Raw genomic sequence first — 18,933 nt, 5'->3', positions numbered from 1 at the left:
TCCCGGATTCTCTCGTTCTATTTTCCTCTATATCTTCCTCATAAATCTCATTCTAGCAAAATTAAACATTACTTTGTTTTACGTTAAAATTACAAATTCGATTATTTTTGTAACAATTGAAACGTAAATTCCCAAATACAACACAAAAAAGGAGCCAAATGGGCTCCTTTTCAACTTATTGTACGACTTTATCTGCGTTTGACTGGCTCCAGGCACTGAAGCCGCCTTTTAAATGTTTTACATCGTCAAAGCCGAGGTGCTTCATGACGCTCGCGGCAATCGCCGAGCGGGCGCCTGACTGACAATGGATGAGAACCGGCTGCTCTTGATCGAGGTCTTTGCCCTGTTTGCGAAGACGGCCAAGCATCTTATGATCAGCTTCCTCCATGTGACCCGCTTTCCACTCGCTGTCATTACGTACATCAATGACCTGTGCCTGCTCTTTTTCTTTCTCAAACTGCTCAATATCGACTGTTTTATAGGTTTCTGTTGCCACAGCTGCGACTGTTTCAGGCTCAACAAGCTTTGTGACGCTGTCTAAATGAATCGACTGAAGGGCAATTAAGGCTTCTTCTGCTCGGTCCTTTTCGACAATCAGTGCAATTTGCTCATCGTATCCAATCAGCCAGCCTGCCCAGTTTGTGAGCATTTTGCCGAACGGAATGTTAATGGCACCTTTAACAAACCCTTTTTCAAACTCGGCGGCAGGACGTGTATCAAGAACAACATGCTTATCGCTTTGTTCAAATGCAGCGACTTCTTCTGCGCTGCTTGCCCATTCAGGCATTTCCCCTTCCAGCACGGCTGGGCCGACCTTGTTCACACGCTTCATTTCCGCAAAGTAAACCGGTGCTTCCGGCTGATCCTTCAGCAATTCTTCCACAAACGCCGCTTCGTCATCGATTTTCATTGCCCAGTTAAACTGCTTTTCATAGCCGACGGTTGATGATGGAACCGCGCCAAGTGATTTCCCGCATGCACTTCCTGCTCCGTGTGCCGGCCATACCATCATGTAGTCCGGCAGCTCCTTGAAGCGCTGAACGGATTTGAACATTTGCTTTGCACCGCTGTCGGCTGTTCCTTCAATGCCGGCGGCTTTTTCAAGAAGATCCGGACGGCCGATGTCCCCGACAAAAACAAAGTCGCCGGTGAAAATGCCCATTGGCTTCGTTGCGCCGCCGCCAATGTCGGTTAAGACAAATGAGATACTCTCTGGTGTATGTCCCGGTGTATGCATCACCTTTAATTCAATGTTGCCGACTTTGATCACGTCGCCTTCTTTCACAAGCTGTGCATCAATGCCGTCTATATATTGATATTTCCAGTTTTCATCACCCTCGTCTGACAAGTACAGCTTTGCGCCGTGCTGCACCGCCAGCTGGCGTGCACCTGATACGAAATCTGCATGGATATGTGTTTCAGTAGCCGACGTAATCGTCATGCCTTCTTTTTTGGCTTCTTCAATAATAGGATCAACGTAGCGCGGCGGATCAATAATGATCGCTTCTCCTGTACGCTGACATCCAACTAAGTACGCGTATTGAGCTAACTTTTCATCAAAGAATGAACGAAATAACATGTGTATAGTTCCCCTTTCGTTTTTTGGAGTTTTTATACCCCTCAAGGTATCTTAATACTAGCATGGGTATATTTCGTTTGCAACCCTTTTGTTTTCTTTTTTTAAGAAAAAATAAATGTGACGTATAAGCCAAACAGGATCATTGTCGCCACAATAATGCCTGTCAGCGCCAGGACACTATTTTTTTCCGGCTTAAATTCTTCATCATCAATCGTTTTGATTTTGGCGAAGTAGCTGTATGTTGAAAATCCTATAACGAACAGGCCGGAAACCACTGCGACAATGCCAATGACGTTTGCCATAAAATCCGCTTTTGCCGAATGCTGCGGCAAAAAATTAAAATGGAGGTTGATGACGAGGAACCCGATTCCAATAATCGCAATCGCTGTTCTTACCCACGCTAGATATGTCCTTTCATTGGCTAGATGCTGCTGAATAAATTTCGAGCTTTTTGTTTTTTCCATCTCCTCACCTCTATCTCAATATACCTAAATAGGTATATTCCGTGTATGTTTTTGCCTATATTAGATACGATACCCCGAAAATTTTTTCTTAAAATAGAAAGATGTTTAACGAATCAGCACATATCCTATATAATAAGAAAGATATTGAGAAAAGGAAGGTGAGCAGCTATCGATGCGCTGCAAATTGCAAACGACTTAAAGATGAATGTGGATGAACAAATCGTGCATTCAATGTTTCCCCTTGAACAGCATACGTATACGAAAACAGGCGGTACAGCCGATGTGTTTGTAAAGCCTAAACATATAGACGACCTGCAAACGATTGTTCACTATGCAAAAAACCATCAGATTCCGCTGACGATTCTTGGAAATGGGTCGAACGTGCTCGTCCGGGATAAAGGCCTTCGCGGCATTGTGGTCGCACTTGAATATTTTGATCAAATTCATGTGGACGGTGCCTCCATTACAGCGGGAAGCGGCGCCAAAATCATTGATGTTTCCCGTACAGCGCTTGAGTATCACTTAACCGGGCTTGAATTTGCTTGCGGCATTCCAGGCTCTGTCGGCGGTGCTCTTGTGATGAATGCAGGCGCATACGGCGGTGAAACCTCTACCGTTTTGAAAAAAGCGACGGTTTTATCTCATGAAGGTGAGCTGATTACACTCGGCGAGGACGACTTTCATTTCGGCTACCGTAAAAGTGTATTTACTGAAAAAGACTATATTATTTTAGAAGCCGTTTTTGAACTGAAGCCGGGCAGTTACGAGGAGATCAAGGAATCAATGGATACATTCACAGCGCTGCGCGAATCAAAGCAGCCTCTTGAATATCCTTCCTGCGGCAGTGTGTTTAAGCGCCCAACCGGCTACTTTGCCGGTAAGCTGATTCAAGACAGCGGCCTGCAGGGAACACGCATCGGCGGGGCAGAAATCTCAACGAAGCATGCCGGCTTTATCGTCAACGTGGACGGGGCGTCTTCAAGCGATTATCTGCAGCTGATCCGCCATGCCCAGCAAACCGTTCTTGAAAAATTCGGCGTGCAGCTAGAAACAGAAGTGAAAATTATTGGAGAAGAATAACGAGAAAAAGAGGCTGGGACATAACAATGTGATTCGTGCTTGAATCCGAATGATCTAGTAGCTGAAAGCCTTGATTCTTCTTTTTTCTTGGAAAAGCACAATCAGGGGCTCCGGGCTGCCGGCTCCGCCCGCCCCTACGAACGCGAATTCCCGTTCGGTTCCACCCAAACTATGTTCGCGCAAGAACAGTCACTAAACAATTTACCATCATGAAGAGCTCGAGAGAAAGCCGAACGATCGTCTCGTTCGGCTTTTTCATCTATCCAGAATTTTTCGTCCCAAGCGCTTTTGAAAAACAAACTTTTCTATAAAGGCAGGTGATTTCCATGTTCACAAACGAAATGATTGCTTCTTTTAATGAGCTTGAGACAGCGGTTTATCAATACATATCAAAAAACGAACAGACGGTTAGCTACATGCGTATTCGGGAGCTGGCCGATGCAACGCACGTGTCGACAGCCACGATATTGCGCTTTTGCCGGAAATCGGGCTGTGATGGGTTTGCTGAATTCAAAGTACGGCTCAAGCTTCATTTAGCCGAAAAAAAGCAGCCGCGTTTAAAAAGCATGCACCATTCCGTGGCAGAATTTTTCGAACGAACATTAAATGGGCCCATTGAGAAGCAAATTGAACGAGCGGCCCAAATTGTTTCCTCCGCTGACAGTATCATTTTTACCGGTATCGGCAGCTCCGGTATCATGGCAGAATACGGGGCACGCTATTTTTCCAGCATGGGCAAGCTTTCGTTGTATATTAAAGACCCGCTTTATCCGATTCACACAGAGCTTCTGCAAAACAGCGCCACCATTGTTCTGTCTGTTTCAGGTGAAAATGATTTTACCGTCCGTCACGCCCATCAAATGCGGGAAGCGGGCAGCACGATGATTAGCATTACAAACAATAAACATTGCACCATTGCCAAAATGGCGGATGTTAACCTTTCCTATTATGTCACTGCGGAAGAATTGGATGGATCAAATATTACAACGCAGGTGCCGGTCGTGTACATTTTGGAATCACTGGCGAGAGAAATGCATGTACTTTCTAGCAACAACTGATGGCTGCTAGTAAAACAGGTATCTGGCAGCTATCGTCATGCTCATTAAATGAAAGCGTTGACACAGCTATTTATCCGTGCTATTCTTTGGATATCAACCAAATATTCTTTCCTTTTAGGATTGTGACTGGTCAAGCAGGCAAAACCTAAATCATCGAACGAACCAGAGTTTTCTCTGTCGTTGGCTGATTTAGGTTTTTCTCGTTTACAGCCAATGAAATTCATTTTGAAAGGCGTTTCTGACAGCGATCCTAACACCGTACAAAAAATGAAATTATTTGAATGTAAGCGTTGACAATGTAAAATATGCGTTGTATAGTAAACGTATCAACTTCATATCAGTCCCTTTAGGATTGTTACTGGTGAAGCAGGCAAAACCTAAATCATAGAACGGATCAGAGGTCGCTCTCTGTCGTTGTATGATTTAGGTTTTTTTGTTTCCCAAAACAGATTTTCACTATTATTGGAGGTGTTTTTAATGAAGTATCAACAGTTAGCAAAAGACATTATTGCCAACGTGGGCGGCCGTGAAAACGTCAACAGTGTCGTTCATTGTATCACCCGGCTCCGCTTTAAGCTGAAAGACGAAAGCAAAGCGAATACGGACGTGTTAAAAAACATGGATGATGTCGTGACCGTCTTAAAAAGCGGCGGACAGTACCAAGTCGTCATCGGCAACCACGTACCGGATGTGTACAAGGCGGTTGTGGAGGAAGGCGGCTTTGCAGCAGGCACTCCCGTAGAAGAGGATTCATCAGACACGAATCTGTTTAACAAGTTTATCGATATTATTTCCAGCATTTTCACCCCTATTCTCGGTGTACTTGCTGCAACCGGGATGATCAAAGGCTTTAATGCTTTGTTTGTTGCTCTCGGCTTATACGACAATACAGCCGGCACCTACCAGATTTTAAACGCAACCGGTGACGCACTGTTTAACTTCTTCCCGATTTTCCTTGGCTATACCGCAATGAAAAAGTTCGGCGGCAGTCCGTTTATCGGGATGGCGATCGGCGGAGCACTCGTTTATCCGGCATTAACTGGCCTGACAGCCGGTGAGCCGCTGTATACACTATTCGGGGGCACGATGTTTGAATCACCTGTCTTCATTACATTCCTTGGTATTCCGGTTATTTTGATGAGCTATGCGTCATCCGTTATACCGATTATCCTGGCGTCTTTCTTCGCTGCCAAAGTAGAAAAAGGCTTTAAGAAAATCGTTCCAGATGTTGTCAAAACATTCGTTGTTCCATTTGCTACATTGCTTGTCGTCGTACCGCTTACGTTTATCGTCATTGGTCCAGTTGCGACATGGGCCGGCCAGCTTCTCGGCCAGGCGACACTCGGCATTTATAACCTGAGCCCGATCATTGCCGGCTTGTTTATCGGTGGCTTCTGGCAAGTATTCGTTATTTTCGGCCTTCACTGGGGCCTTGTGCCGATTGCGATCAACAACTTGACAGTTAACGGCGCAGACCCGGTTCTTGCGATGTCTTTTGCGGCTTCCTTTGCACAAATCGGCGTCATCTTAGCCATTTGGATGAAAATTAAAAATCAAAAGTTAAAAACATTAAGTATTCCAGCGTTTATTTCCGGCATCTTCGGTGTAACGGAGCCGGCGATTTACGGGATTTCATTGCCGCTGAAAAAGCCATTTATTATCAGCTGTATCGGTGGGGCGATTGGCGGCGCGATTCTCGGATTCTCCAACTCTCAATTTTTTATGATCGGTGGGCTTGGTATATTCGGCTATCCGTCCTTTATCGATCCGGCAAACGGTTTAACATTCGGCTTCTGGGGCGCATTGATCGGAACAGCGGTTGCTTTCGCGATCGGCTTTGTTCTCACCCTTCTGTTCGGTATTCCAAAGCAAAACGAGCAGGCTGATGAAACAACAAAAGCACCGGCTGCACCGAAGCAGGACGTACCAAGGCAGGAAGTGATTTCAAGCCCGCTTCAAGGAATCGTAAAAGCATTATCTGATATTCATGACGATGCCTTCGCCTCCGGGGCACTGGGCCGTGGCCTTGCAATTGAGCCCGCTGAAGGAAAGTTATATTCACCTGTTTCCGGCACCGTCTCTGCCCTGTTTCCAACGAATCATGCGATCGGCATCACAACCGACAACGGCGCAGCCATTTTAATTCATATCGGCATGGACACCGTGCAGCTGGGCGGCAAATATTTCACGTCCCATATCGCACAGGGCGACCGCGTTGTAAAAGGACAGCTGCTCATTGAATTTGATTTAGAGCAAATTCAAAAAGAAGGCTATTCAACCGAAACACCTGTTATCATTACGAATTCTGAATTGTATCCGGCGATTTCAACAACGGATGACAAGCAAATTAAATGGGGCGATCCGTTAATAACGCTCGGCGTATGAAAAAGGGAAAAGGGACAGCACGTCCCTTTTCTTTCTAAATGAAAGGAGTTTTATTTATGTCTGTTTTTCCAGAGAATTTTTTATGGGGCGGGGCCATCGCGGCCAACCAGGCTGACGGCGCGTATTTAGAAGGCGGCAAAGGCTTAACGAGCGTTGACCTGCTGCCAACGGGCAAAAAGCGTTTTCCGATTATGCTCGGCCAGGTGGACTCACTTGTTCCGGACCCGAATGAATTTTATCCTTCGCACGAGGCGATTGATTTTTACCATCACTACAAAGAAGATATCGCGCTGTTTGCAGAAATGGGCTTTAAGTCACTTCGTGTTTCCATCGCCTGGGCGCGTATTTTCCCGAATGGCAACGATGAAACACCAAACGAAGACGGCCTGCAGTTTTACGATGACTTGTTTGATGAGCTGCGCAAGCACAGCATTGAACCGGTTGTGACGATGGCCCACTTTGACGTTCCTGTTCATTTAATCGAGCAATATGGCAGCTGGAGAAGCCGGGAGCTCGTTGGTTTTTTTGAAACATACGCAAAAACGCTGTTCACACGCTACAAGGACAAGGTGAAATACTGGATGACCTTCAACGAAATCAATATGCTGCTGCACCTTCCCTTTGTCGGTGCGGGTCTCGTGTTCAAAGAAGGAGACAACAAAAAGCAGATTCAGTATCAAGCCGCCCATCATCAGCTTGTCGCCAGTGCGCTTGCTGTAAAAGCATGCCATGAGATCAGTCCAGACGCCAAGATTGGCTGTATGCTGGCAGCCGGTGCTACATATCCATACACGTGCAATCCGGATGATATATTCGACGCAATGGAAAAAGACCGCGAATCGTTTTTCTTCATTGATGTCCAGTCGCGTGGCGAATACCCTGGCTATGCGAAACGATTCTTCCGTGACCACGGCCTTTCGATTGAAATGAACGACCAGGATGAAGCGCTTCTTAAAAACAACACCGTTGATTACATCGGCTTCAGCTATTATGCCAGCCGGGCGACCAGTACTGATCCGGAAGTAAACAGTACAACAGCGGGAAATGTATTCGGTTCGATTGAAAATCCGTATTTACAAAAATCTGACTGGGGCTGGACGATTGACCCGAAAGGCTTCCGCATTACAGCGAACCAGCTGTACGACCGCTACCAGAAGCCGTTATTCGTTGTAGAAAACGGGCTTGGCGCGATTGATACCGTTAACGAACAGGGCGAAATAGAAGATCATTACCGCATTGATTACCTGGCAAAGCATATTGAACAAATGGGCGAAGCCATTCAGGACGGCGTCGAGATCATCGGTTACACAAGCTGGGGACCAATTGATATCGTCAGCGCCTCCACTGGCGAAATGAAAAAGCGCTACGGCTTTATTTACGTCGACAAGGACAACGAAGGACACGGATCATTAAAGCGGACGAGAAAGAAAAGCTTTTACTGGTATAAAGATGTAATTGCTGCAAACGGAATATACGGTACACATAAACTAGTTTAAAGGAGTGTCATTTAATGAGCACAGGACGTTTTCCAGAAGGGTTTTTATGGGGCGGTGCAACAGCCGCTAATCAGCTAGAAGGTGCATACAATGAAGGCGGCAAAGGATTATCCATTTTCGACATGGTGTCGTTCATTCCAAAAGAAGAACGCACGAGCGGAATCGAAATGGATGTTCGGAGCGAACAGGAATTGAATGATTTGCTTGCCGGAAAAGAAGGGGACAATTTTCCAAAGCGGCGCGGCATTGATTTTTATCACCGCTACAAAGAGGATATTGCCCTGTTTGCTGAAATGGGCTTTAAAACGTTTCGTCTGTCGATTTCCTGGCCGCGTATTTTTCCAAATGGCGATGAACAGGAGCCGAACGAAGAAGGACTTGCCTTTTATGATCAGGTGTTTGACGAGCTGTTAAAGCATGGCATCGAGCCGCTTGTCACACTGTCGCATTATGAAATGCCGCTTCATCTCGTCAAGGAATATAATGGCTGGACCGATCGCCGCCTTGTAGACTTCTTCGTGCATTACGCAGAAACGGTGTTTGACCGCTACAAGGATAAAGTGAAATACTGGCTGACATTTAATGAAATTAACGTATCGACGATTTCTCCTTATATCGGCAGCGGCATTCTTGTAGACCGGGTCGATCATGTGGAGCAAGCGGTGTATCAAGCACTTCATCACCAGTTTGTCGCAAGCGCGCGGGCTGTCAAAGCGTGCCATGAGATTATTCCGGATGGCCAGATCGGCTGTATGCTCGCCCGGATGGAAGTGTATCCGGAAACGTGCAATCCGGATGACGTGCTGGCTGCTTTGGAGGAAGATCAGAAGAATTTGTTTTTCACCGACGTACAGGTGCGCGGCTACTATCCTAGCTTTATGCTGCAGTATTTCAAGAAAAATAATATTCAGATCGAGATGCTGCCGGGTGACGAAGAAATCCTGCTTCAGCACACTGTCGATTTTCTTTCCTTCAGCTATTACATGACGATGGTCGCCAGCGGATCGCCTGATAAAGCCAAGGAAAAAGGCAACTTCTTCAGCGGCATCACAAACCCGTACCTGGAATCATCCGACTGGGGCTGGCAGATCGATCCGAAAGGTTTGCGCATTTCCTTGAAGAAAATGTACGACCGCTACCAGGTTCCATTGTTCATTGTTGAAAACGGACTCGGTGCTTATGACACCGTAGAAGAAGACGGCTCCATTCAGGACGATTACCGCATCGACTACTTGCGCGCGCATATTGACCAGATGGGCGAAGCCATTCAAGACGGCGTCGAGCTGATGGGCTATACGAGCTGGGGCTGCATCGACTTAATTAGCGCCTCCACTTCTGAAATGTCGAAGCGATATGGCTTCGTTTACGTCGATCAAGACGACTATGGAAACGGCACGCTTGCCCGCAGCAAGAAAAAATCGTTTGACTGGTACAAACAGGTCATTGCCTCCAATGACATTATTGATTAACAAGTAAAAAGTTCCAAAAAGAAGCAAAATCCGGACGATCATGCGAAATCGCAGTCGCCCGGCTTTCTTTTTTGGTCAAGCTTCTTATTGCAGCGAATATTGATCAATCATGCCGTTGAGTTCTCTGCTTAAGTCGGTTAATAATTCAGCTGAATTCGCCAGCTGGGCAATGGCCTGGGCCTGCTCATCGATGGATGCCGTCATTTCTTCAACCGACGCGGCTGTTTGCTCCGATACACTAGATGCGTTGCGGATTGCTGTGGAGATTCCGCCGCTTTGTTCCGTAATTTGCTCAAGCTCGTTCGTTAACATCAAAATGCCATCCACGGTATCTCCTATTGCCCGGGAAATAAGGATAAACTGCTCCTCGGTTTCATTTACTGCCCCATTTAACTGCTGTGAGCGGTCAATTGTTTCCGACACAGCCAAAACAGTTTTTTCCGTTTCGGCTTCGATGCCCGTAATCATTCCTTGAATTTGCTTCGTTGACTGATTGGACTGCTCCGCCAGCTTTCGGACTTCACTGGCGACAACGGCAAAACCTTTCCCATGTTCGCCTGCCCGTGCCGCTTCGATGCTCGCATTTAAAGCCAGCAAATTCGTTTCAGCGGAAATGCTTTCGATTGTATCCGTAATGCGGGAGATTTCTTTGATTTTCAGGTAAAGATTTGAAATGTTTTTGCTGACCTCATTGGATGAAAAAAGAGATTCTTCATTCGACTGCTTTAAACGGCTGACGATCTCCGTTCCTTGTGAAGCCGCTGCTTCAGAACGATGAGTTACATCTTTGATCCGTTCGTTCTGGCTGTTCATCGATTGAATAGAGTCATTTAACCGATCCAAACTTCTCGTCGTTTCGTCAAGATCAGCTGCTTGCATGACTGTGCCGGCGGCAATATCTGAAATCGCCCTCCCCACTTCCTCGCTGCCCGCCGCTGTTTCTTCTGACACGGCTGACAGCGAAGTGGAAGAGTCCATTACTTTGCTGCTCGTTTCCTGCAGCCGCTCAATCAGCCCTCTTAACTGGCGCGACATATGGTTAAAGGACAAGCCAAGCTGCCCAATTTCATCCTTCGACTCGGGCAGCGCCTTTTCCTCAAGCCGCTTATCTGAAATAGCCGCAAAAGCTGATGAGATCTCATTTAAAAGACGAAGCTTTTTGCGGGAAGCCAGGAAAAACAAAAGAATGCTGGCAGCTGTCATTCCACCTGCAACAGCCACGATTAGCCATTTTAACTGCGACAGCTCCTGATAAAACTGGTCATCCAGCACAATCATGCCAACGGTCCATTCCCACGGTTCAAAATACGACATATAAGCTGTTTTTGTGACCGGTGTTCCGTCATCAAGTGTATCCGGAAAATACACATAGCGGCTTTCTACGTCCGGCTCTTTCGACGCATTAACCATGTTTTCGCGGTTTGTTGTGTCATCCGGAATGTCGCCGACGGGATTCTTCGGATGAAGCTCGGACGAGAAGTCCTGCCCATACGCAACGAGATACCCATCCTGCTTGTACAAAAAGCTTGATTGTGTATGATCATATACATCACCGTTTTTCGGCCCAACTAGCAGAACCCTTGCCCGCTCCTTTGCTTCCTCCATCGTTAATTCACCCGATTCAACCTGTTCGTTCAGCAGACCAAGAGTTACAAGAGAAGTGTCGACCAGGTGCTTCATATCCGCTTTTCCTGCCTCCGTTAATTCCTGCTTTGACAAATAATAGCTCATTCCGCCAATCACACCTGCTGTCAGCAGAATCATGATTGTGATGAGCAGCATCAATTTAAAGAAAACGCTTTCTTTTTTCATCAGCCAGTTCCCTCCTCGTTCTTTCTCTATCTATATAGTACAAAAGGTTTGACATGAAAAATAGTATTGTTCATAAATTTCATAAATATATGTCGGAAATTGCATCACATATGATGGCGAAGATTCAAAGGGACTGGTAAATAGGCAAATCAAAAAGGAGCCCCTTTGATATGGAGAGGGGCTCCTTTTCGGGTGGAAAAGGACACACGTTCAAACGGCCTTTGTCCATGTATGCAGCTGATACGGAGTGACGAGCTCTTCAGGGAATACGGTATCGAACGGATCGTTTGAGAAAAAGTAAATATACACTACTTTTCCCGAATCTAAATTTTCCTTCTGCTCTCGAACACGGCCAATCGTCGCAAAGCTGAAATGATCAGACTCGGCTTCACGCTGAATGATTTTTTCCACTTTTTTGTCGAGTGATGCTAATATAGCTGACAGATTCGAAGGTATACCTGATTCAAGGGAGAATCTCTCTTTCCTAAAATGAAAATCCTGACCACGGAACTGTGTACTGGCTTGGTTCTTCACTTCTAACGACTTCACAATCTCCCCCATTTTTTCTGTTGGTAAATTGATTTTCACCCGCTGTACGCCCCTTTTCATTATAAAGTTAAGAGACCCCTTTCCCCGTAACTCCCTGTACTGTTTTATATTCATGTTCTTTCATCTTTATGCGTATTATTCTATTAATATAAGCGAATAGAATGATATAGCAGCACATGTTACGTCACTTAAAGTTGATACGATTTAAAATTTTGGCTTTTCGAAAATGAAAGATCGATTTAGACCATTCAAAAATCGTTCCATTCGCTAAGCATACGGTGTTTTCGATGATTAAGGCCGGGTTATCCGGCTCGATGTGCAGCAGCTCCGCACTTGAAGCATCCACTTTCTCGCAGCTGATGACTTTATCCGCAAATCCAATATGCAGCTGCAGGTCCTCGATTAAGTACTCGTACACAGAGTTTGACGCAATCTCTTCATTTAAATAAGGAACGATCTCTTTTTTAAAGTAGCTGATTTCGATCGAAAAAGGTTCCTTGTCGACAATGCGAAGCCGCTTCAAGTAGTAAAGCTTCGTTCCCGGCGCACAGCGCAATTGAGCAGCCAGTCCCTCATCTGCCTCCAGAACACACAAATCCATTATGTTCGTTTCAATGCTTTTAGCGGATAAATCTTGTGTCAATCCCCGCAGGCTGCCTAAATTAATGTAATCGGCGCTCGATTCTTCCCGCAAAAACAAGCCGCTTCCCTGTACCTGATACACGTAGCCGCGGTGGACGAGCTGACTGACTGCCTTGCGGATCGTATTACGGCTCACATTAAACTGCTTCATCAGCTCTTCCTCGGTCGGCAGCTTTTTTACTTGATTAAATGTACCGGAGCGGATGTCATGTTCGAGCCGCTCCGCAATTTCTTTATATTTTACCGCCATGTGATCTCCCTATCTCTCTTTCGTGATGTATTGCCTCTATTATACAGAAACCCCCTTGATTTTCATCAAGGGGGTTTCTCACAGCTCTTCGCCTCTCGTTTCAATAATGTGCTGGTACCAGTGAAACGAAAGCTTTTTCTTGCGGTTCAGCTGATCCTGGTGATCGACGTAAATGAACCCGTATTGTTTTTTAAATCCATTCAGCCAGCTTAACAGATCAATAACAGACCAGGCGTAATAGCCTTTTAAATGAATTCCTTCTGCAATCGCCTGCTTGATGACCTTTAAATGTGCTTCAATGTATTTAATACGTGGGACATCGACAATTTCCCCTTCGATGATTGGATCCTCATCGCCAAGCCCGTTTTCCGTCACATACATTTTAATATCACCGTAGCGTCCCTTTAACATATGCAGCCCGTCTAAAAAGCCTTGAGGCGAGATTTCCCATCCCCATTTCGTATAGGTCTTGTCCGCCATTTTCACCGTTCGATAAACACCGTCAAAAGATGGATTGCCTGGAGCTAACGTGGAGGATTCTCTGGAATGCTCCTGCTCTAATAGTGCTTCCTCCATTTTTTCAACGCGAATGGGCTGGTAATAATTAAGACCGATGAAATCATTTCCGCCGGCATTTTGTTTTAACGTTTTTAACTCTTCCTCGGTCCAATCAGGCGTCCAGCCCTTTTCCTTCAGCTGGTCTACCACATAGCGCGGGTATTCCCCTTTTAAAATCGGATCATAATACCAGAAGGTTTCATATTCATTCGCATGCCGGGCGGCGAGAATATTCTTCTCTTGACCATCGACGCTGTAAGCTGGCAGAAACACGTGTGTAATGCCGATTTCCCCATACTGCTTCAGGTTCTTGTACACCTCCACTGCTTTCGCATGAGCATAAAATACGTAATGCGTTGCCTGGAAATACTTTTTCTCATCATTTTGAATGCCTGGCGGATGTGCGCCCTTTAAATAACCCAGCCCGCAAAACATAACGGTCTCGTTAAAGGTAATCCAATGCTTCACACGGTCTCCGAATGCCCGGAAGCAAACCTCAGCGTATTTGACGAACGCTTCAGCCGTTCGTTTATTCGTCCAGCCGCCGTCCTTCTCAAGTGTGAGGGGCAGATCCCAATGATACAGCGTCACAAAAGGAACAATGCTGTGCTTTAAACATTCATTGATCACATTGTTGTAAAATTCCAGCCCTTTCTTATTTATCTCACCGTCACCCGTCGGCAAAATCCGTGCCCACGAAACGGAAAAACGGTACGATTCAAGGCCCATCTCGGCCATTAATTGAATGTCTTCTTTATAGCGGTGATAATGGTCAATGGCTACATCACCGTTTGTTCCTTCAAATGTTTTGCCGGGAATTTTTGAAAAGGCGTCCCAGTTCGTTTCGCCCTTCCCGTCTTCATTCCAGGCTCCTTCTATTTGATAAGAAGCAGATGCGGCACCAAATAAAAAATCATGTGAAAATTTCATTTTATCCCCCTCATTCAAAATTTATTATTATGAATTTAATTTATAGGTACAAATATAAAATAATGAGTAATCGTTTGTCAATAGGTGCACCGTCTGCCTTTTCTCAACCCGCTTTTTAAAATCGTTATTCCATCACCGACAGGGATAAGCAGAGCTCAATTTTTGGCTTTTTAATGTACGGATACGGTACACTAATAAGTAGAAATGAGAATCGTTTACACCCAGGAGGGACCAGTTGAATGAGCCAGATGCATCCTGAGATTAATAGAATCCTTACAAATATGGAAAAAGTCATAACCGGCAAGAAAGAAGTCGCAACATTGACAATAGTAGCACTTCTCGCCCAGGGACATGTCCTGCTTGAGGATGTGCCCGGAGTTGGGAAAACGATGATGGTCCGGGCGCTGGCAAAGTCGATTCACGCGGAGCTGCGAAGAATCCAGTTCACACCCGATTTACTGCCGTCTGATGTAATTGGTGTGACGATTTACAATCCACGGGACATGGATTTTCAATTTTATCCGGGACCGATCATGGGCAATATTATCCTCGCTGATGAAATCAACCGGACATCACCGAAAACACAGTCTGCTCTGTTAGAAGGAATGGAAGAGCAAAGTGTAACGGTTGATGGTGTAACGCATGTGCTCGAAAAGCCGTTTTTCGTCATGGCGACACAAAACCCGATAGAGTACGAAGGAACGTATCCCCTTCCTGAAGCACAGCTGGATCGTTTTTTATTGAAAATGAAAATGGGCTATCCTTCTTTAGAAGAGGAAATGGACGTTTTAAAGCGTGCTCAAAACGTTCCGCCAATCGATGAGCTTCAGCCTGTTGTCAGCCTTCAAGAGCTGCGTCAGCTTCAGCTTGAGGCCAAAACGGTGTATGTGGATGACTCGATCAGAAAATATATCGCAGAGCTTTCCTCTGCTACCCGCTTCCACGAGCACGTGTATTTAGGCGTCAGTCCACGGGGGTCCATCGCTCTCATGAAGGCTGCGCAGGCGTGGGCATTTGTGCACAACAGAGACTATGTGCTGCCTGATGATGTGAAGCATCTCGTTCCGTTCGTTTTCGCCCACCGAATCCGGTTAAAGCCGGAAGCCCGCTTTGAAGGAGCCTTTATTGATCAGGTCATCGATCAAGTGATCAGCCAGGTGTCAGTGCCTGTTCAAAAGCACGTGGCGGATTATGAGTAAAGTTCAAGTAAAAACAAAAGAGCTCCTGCGGTTTCTGCTGCTAATCGGGCTTGCATTGCTCACTTTTTCCTATGCGATGTTTCAAGGAGGCTTTGTCAGCTGGTTTTTATTTTTCAGCTTTCTCCCGCCCGCTCTTTATGCAATCAGCTTATTTCTGTATTCTTTTTCCTATCATGGTGAACGAACGTTTTCGAAGGATACATTTCTTTTTCACGAACCGGTACGCATGCACATCACCCTTTACAGGGAATCTCGCTTTCCGCTTTTTTACTTAATTGCGGCAGAACAGCTCCAGCATTCATCGCTGCTTTCTGATCCACAAACCAAAACCGTTCTTTCCCCCGGCTTTAAAAAAAAGCTGACATTCACGTACGAGATTGACCAGATGCCGCGCGGGGAACATCACTTTACAGGCATTCGCTTGAAAACCGGGGATTTATTCGGTCTGATTGAAAAAGAACAGCAGATTCCGGTTGAAAATAAAATCGTAGTGTATCCTCCACTTGAAGATATTCAATACCGGCCTCCTGCCAGCTCCGGTGATCATGGAGCTGCAATGACAACTGCCAGCTCCTATCAGCACCGTGATTCATCGATGGCGGTTGGCATACGCAGCTATCAGCCGGGCGATCGGCTGTCGTTAATCAACTGGAAGGCCACCGCCAAACGAAGCAGCTTAATGACAAAGGAATTCGAGCAGCACCAGTCTCATGATGTCATGATGGTTATGGACTGCACACCTTCGCCTCAGTTTGAAGAAGCCGTTTCCTTTACGGCCTCTGCTGTAAAAGGCATTATTCGTTCTGGCGCACAGGTAGGGCTGCTGACTGTCAGCGACAAACGCCGCTATTTTCAAACGGACAGCAGTGCGGGGCATGAGCAGCAGCTGTTTCATCACCTTGCGACGATACAAGAGTCCGGCACGGCTTCTTTTGCGGCAGTGCTCGAGAAGGAAGCCGCCATCCTTCAGCAAAGCAGCACACTGCTGCTTGTCACTACTCAATTAACAAAAGAAGCAGCCGAGCGAGTCCGTTTCTATTCGGGACAGGGCCAGTCTGTTGCCGTTTTTGTTGTGGCAGGGGAAACGGCTCCAGCAACTGAACAGACCCACCAGCAATACGGCATTAACGTGTGTGTCGTGCAAAAAGGGCAGTTTGCCAGAGCCTTTGCGGAGGTGAGCCGTACATGAATTCACAACGGACAATGCGGACTGTTAATTCCTTGTTCCTGCATGTTTTGAGCTTTTTTCTCCTGTGGGAGTGGCTGCGCCCGGTCGAACAGTTAACCGGGACAAACTGGGTTGTCTTTTTTCTCGGCTTTGTTGCAGGGTCACTGCTGCTGGCATTTTTGGGAGCGCCCCGCGCATTGTCTGCCCTGCTGAAAGGAATATACATTGCCGTTTGTATTCAATTCTTTCACTACAGCAGCTTCACAGACATGCTGCAGTCGTTTCCGGCGTCTGTTCTGGCCAACATGGAAATGATGATCAAGGGCCAGTTCACAGACTTATCTAACGCGTTTCGGACATTGCTGTTTTTCGTCCTTTTATGGATCACTGTTTATTTAATTCATTACTGGCTCATGCTGCGCCAGACGATTTTGTTTTTTTTCCTGGCGACGATTGTATTTATCACGGTGCTGGATACGTTTACGCCTTATTCAGCACAATCAGCGATCGTCCGCGCTGTTGTGATCGGTTTTTTCATGATGGGCATTTTAGCATTTCAGCGTCTGTCGAGCACGGAAAACCTGTCTAAACCTGGAACGGCTCAATGGAAATGGCTGACGTCGCTGGCTGTTTTGGTCGCTGCCAGTGCCGCCATTGCATTCACTGCGCCAAAAGCGGACCCCATCTGGCCGAATCCCGTTCCCTTTATTAAGTCAATCGGCGGGTCAAGCGGGCTGTCGACGAATGAGTCCGGACAAAGCGGCTTCCGTTCCGATGACTCTTCACTCGGTGGGCCGTTCAGACCGGCAAATGTTGTCGTTTTTACAGCTGAGGTGGAGGAAGAGCATTACTGGAAGGTTGATACGAGAGATGCGTATACAGGGAAGGGCTGGGTTGCTTCAAACCCTGATGAAGAGGCCCGAACATTCAGGCGGCGAGTGCCGGACTCCCTTTTTTCCTTTACTGAAGCCGTTCCAGCTGAGAGCCGGACGAGCATTGTGTACAACGAGGAGGATTACGGTCATATTCAGTACCCGCATGGCCTTGAAAGAATCAGTGCAGCTTCCTCCTTCCGCTACTCATTAAATACAGGAACGAGCAAAATCACGCCGTTTAATGGAGAGGAACCGGATGCTCCGGACTCTTACGCTGTCCAGTATCAGCACCCTTCTTTTCAAGCAAGAGATCTTCAAGTAAGTACACCCGAAGATGAGGGAGTTGCTTTTCGTTCTATTCAAAATCAATATACGCAGCTTCCTGACAGCCTGCCTGAAGAGGTTCGTCAGCTGGCGCTTGAGATCACCGCCGGGCATGACACCACATTTGATAAAGTAAAAGCAATTGAATCGTATTTCAGCGCGAGCGGCTTTACGTATGAGCAGGAGGATGTCCCGGTTCCGGCTGAGGATGAAGATTATGTCGCCCAGTTTTTATTCGACACAAAGCAGGGCTACTGCGACAACTTCTCCACCTCTATGGCAGTTATGCTGCGGACACTCGACATCCCGTCCCGCTGGGTGAAGGGCTATACAGAAGGAACGTATTTGGAAACGCTGGAGTCCGGCAATCAGCTGTACCAGGTGACGAGCGAAAATGCGCATTCGTGGGTCGAGGTTTATTTTCCAGGCATCGGCTGGGTTCCATTTGAGCCGACTCAGGGATTTACAAACGAAGCGGTGCCCGAGGTGGAAGATCCGACGCAGGCACCTGTGAATGAGGAAACACCTGAGGATGCCGAAACACCCGCTGACACCCCGGAACAGCCCGTGACGGAAGAGCCGACACCGGTTGAGGAAGAGCTTATTGAAGATGGCGGTGAGGCTGCGGCGGTAAATGATGAATCGTTCCTGCAAAGAAACGGGAAACGAATAGCCTTGATCGCTGCAGCTGTACTGATTCTTTCCGTACTGGTCTTTAAGTTCCGCCGAAAATGGCTGCCTTTTTATTCTGTTTTTCAGTTTAAACAGAAGAAAGAGGATCGTCACTTCCCAGAAGCCTATTTGGTTTTGCTGACGCAGCTGGAGCGCTCCGGACTAAAGCGGGAAAAAGGGCAGACGCTCGGCGAATATGCAAAGGAAATCGATGCACTTTTTTCCGGCACTTCCATGAGCACGCTTACCGCCCATTATGAGCAATACGTGTATCGAAACCGGCTAGAGCCCGGGACATGGAGCCGCGTTCATGCAGACTGGGAACAGCTTATGCACAAAACACGCACGATGAAATAACCGTAAAATGCACGCATAAGAAAAGCCGAACAACACGATTTTTAAATCGCATTCGTTCGGCTTTTC

Annotated in this window: 14 protein-coding genes; 8 read left to right on the top strand and 6 right to left on the bottom strand. The window is 46.6% G+C overall.

Annotated elements, in window-relative coordinates:
* Nucleotides 1-175: 175 nt before the first annotated feature.
* Together BW952_RS16345 and BW952_RS16340 are read right to left on the bottom strand one after the other, a co-directional pair.
* Nucleotides 176-1,579, bottom strand: a complete 1,404-nt coding sequence (locus tag BW952_RS16345; RefSeq protein WP_045850303.1) for an MBL fold metallo-hydrolase — start codon at nt 1,577-1,579, stop codon at nt 176-178.
* Nucleotides 1,580-1,680: 101 nt separating this feature from the next.
* The gene (locus tag BW952_RS16340; RefSeq protein ID WP_045850302.1) at nt 1,681-2,043 is read right to left on the bottom strand and encodes a YidH family protein; all 363 of its coding nucleotides are present in this window, start codon (nt 2,041-2,043) and stop codon (nt 1,681-1,683) included.
* Nucleotides 2,044-2,244: 201 nt separating this feature from the next.
* Here BW952_RS16340 and murB point away from each other — a divergent pair, with 201 nt between their 5' ends.
* The 5 genes from murB to BW952_RS16315 all read left to right on the top strand — a co-directional run bounded on the left by murB (nt 2,245) and on the right by BW952_RS16315 (nt 9,531).
* Complete coding sequence (gene murB / locus BW952_RS16335) at nt 2,245-3,123, top strand: UDP-N-acetylmuramate dehydrogenase (RefSeq protein WP_045850301.1); 879 nt, start codon at nt 2,245-2,247, stop codon at nt 3,121-3,123.
* Nucleotides 3,124-3,449: 326 nt separating this feature from the next.
* Nucleotides 3,450-4,181: a MurR/RpiR family transcriptional regulator gene (locus BW952_RS16330; RefSeq protein WP_045850300.1), complete on the top strand. Its 732-nt coding sequence runs from the start codon at nt 3,450-3,452 to the stop codon at nt 4,179-4,181.
* 477 nt (nt 4,182-4,658) lie between these two features.
* Nucleotides 4,659-6,566, top strand: coding sequence for a beta-glucoside-specific PTS transporter subunit IIABC (locus BW952_RS16325; RefSeq protein WP_045850299.1), 1,908 nt, complete (start codon nt 4,659-4,661; stop codon nt 6,564-6,566).
* A 56-nt stretch (nt 6,567-6,622) separates the two neighbouring features.
* The gene (locus BW952_RS16320) at nt 6,623-8,062 is read left to right on the top strand and encodes a 6-phospho-beta-glucosidase (protein WP_045850298.1); all 1,440 of its coding nucleotides are present in this window, start codon (nt 6,623-6,625) and stop codon (nt 8,060-8,062) included.
* A 14-nt stretch (nt 8,063-8,076) separates the two neighbouring features.
* Entirely contained in the window at nt 8,077-9,531 is a 1,455-nt protein-coding gene (locus BW952_RS16315; RefSeq protein ID WP_045850297.1) for a glycoside hydrolase family 1 protein, read from the top strand.
* Between the two features lie 84 nt (nt 9,532-9,615).
* On the opposite strand, the gene BW952_RS16310 is transcribed toward BW952_RS16315, so the two are convergent.
* The 4 genes from BW952_RS16310 to BW952_RS16295 form a co-directional block, all read right to left on the bottom strand.
* Nucleotides 9,616-11,343: a methyl-accepting chemotaxis protein gene (locus BW952_RS16310; protein WP_045850296.1), complete on the bottom strand. Its 1,728-nt coding sequence runs from the start codon at nt 11,341-11,343 to the stop codon at nt 9,616-9,618.
* A gap of 210 nt (nt 11,344-11,553) precedes the next feature.
* Entirely contained in the window at nt 11,554-11,931 is a 378-nt protein-coding gene (locus tag BW952_RS16305) for a hypothetical protein (protein ID WP_139325455.1), read from the bottom strand.
* A gap of 145 nt (nt 11,932-12,076) precedes the next feature.
* Entirely contained in the window at nt 12,077-12,784 is a 708-nt protein-coding gene (locus BW952_RS16300; RefSeq protein ID WP_045850294.1) for a GntR family transcriptional regulator, read from the bottom strand.
* Nucleotides 12,785-12,862: 78 nt separating this feature from the next.
* Complete coding sequence (locus BW952_RS16295) at nt 12,863-14,272, bottom strand: glycoside hydrolase family 1 protein (RefSeq protein ID WP_045850293.1); 1,410 nt, start codon at nt 14,270-14,272, stop codon at nt 12,863-12,865.
* Nucleotides 14,273-14,511: 239 nt separating this feature from the next.
* Between BW952_RS16295 and BW952_RS16290 the strand changes: the two genes are divergently transcribed.
* The 3 genes from BW952_RS16290 to BW952_RS16280 are packed head-to-tail and all read left to right on the top strand — an operon-like array spanning nt 14,512 to nt 18,867.
* Entirely contained in the window at nt 14,512-15,471 is a 960-nt protein-coding gene (locus BW952_RS16290; RefSeq protein WP_045850292.1) for an AAA family ATPase, read from the top strand.
* Complete coding sequence (locus BW952_RS16285; protein ID WP_045850291.1) at nt 15,464-16,660, top strand: DUF58 domain-containing protein; 1,197 nt, start codon at nt 15,464-15,466, stop codon at nt 16,658-16,660. Before BW952_RS16290 ends, BW952_RS16285 begins: the two co-directional genes overlap by 8 nt.
* On the top strand, nt 16,657-18,867 hold the full coding sequence (locus BW952_RS16280; RefSeq protein WP_045850290.1) for a DUF4129 domain-containing transglutaminase family protein: 2,211 nt from the start codon (nt 16,657-16,659) through the stop codon (nt 18,865-18,867). The genes BW952_RS16285 and BW952_RS16280 overlap by 4 nt, the downstream gene beginning before the upstream one ends.
* Nucleotides 18,868-18,933 lie beyond the last annotated feature (66 nt).

Origin of the sequence: Domibacillus enclensis (genome assembly GCF_900156125.1) — a bacterium.
In the GTDB taxonomy this organism is placed as follows: domain Bacteria; phylum Bacillota; class Bacilli; order Bacillales; family Domibacillaceae; genus Domibacillus; species Domibacillus enclensis.
The sequence above is the reverse complement of the archived record's forward strand: the minus strand, read 5'-3'. Positions and strand labels throughout refer to the sequence as shown.

Bases quoted from the DNA above. Each gene is read 5' to 3' on its own strand.
- BW952_RS16345 (WP_045850303.1), bottom strand. From the start codon at position 1,579: ATGTTATTTCGTTCATTCTTTGATGAAAAGTTAGCTCAATACGCGTAC.
- BW952_RS16340 (WP_045850302.1), bottom strand. From the start codon at position 2,043: ATGGAAAAAACAAAAAGCTCGAAATTTATTCAGCAGCATCTAGCCAAT.
- murB (WP_045850301.1), top strand. From the start codon at position 2,245: ATGAATGTGGATGAACAAATCGTGCATTCAATGTTTCCCCTTGAACAG.
- BW952_RS16330 (WP_045850300.1), top strand. From the start codon at position 3,450: ATGTTCACAAACGAAATGATTGCTTCTTTTAATGAGCTTGAGACAGCG.
- BW952_RS16325 (WP_045850299.1), top strand. From the start codon at position 4,659: ATGAAGTATCAACAGTTAGCAAAAGACATTATTGCCAACGTGGGCGGC.
- BW952_RS16320 (WP_045850298.1), top strand. From the start codon at position 6,623: ATGTCTGTTTTTCCAGAGAATTTTTTATGGGGCGGGGCCATCGCGGCC.
- BW952_RS16315 (WP_045850297.1), top strand. From the start codon at position 8,077: ATGAGCACAGGACGTTTTCCAGAAGGGTTTTTATGGGGCGGTGCAACA.
- BW952_RS16310 (WP_045850296.1), bottom strand. From the start codon at position 11,343: ATGAAAAAAGAAAGCGTTTTCTTTAAATTGATGCTGCTCATCACAATC.
- BW952_RS16300 (WP_045850294.1), bottom strand. From the start codon at position 12,784: ATGGCGGTAAAATATAAAGAAATTGCGGAGCGGCTCGAACATGACATC.
- BW952_RS16295 (WP_045850293.1), bottom strand. From the start codon at position 14,272: ATGAAATTTTCACATGATTTTTTATTTGGTGCCGCATCTGCTTCTTAT.
- BW952_RS16290 (WP_045850292.1), top strand. From the start codon at position 14,512: ATGAGCCAGATGCATCCTGAGATTAATAGAATCCTTACAAATATGGAA.
- BW952_RS16285 (WP_045850291.1), top strand. From the start codon at position 15,464: ATGAGTAAAGTTCAAGTAAAAACAAAAGAGCTCCTGCGGTTTCTGCTG.
- BW952_RS16280 (WP_045850290.1), top strand. From the start codon at position 16,657: ATGAATTCACAACGGACAATGCGGACTGTTAATTCCTTGTTCCTGCAT.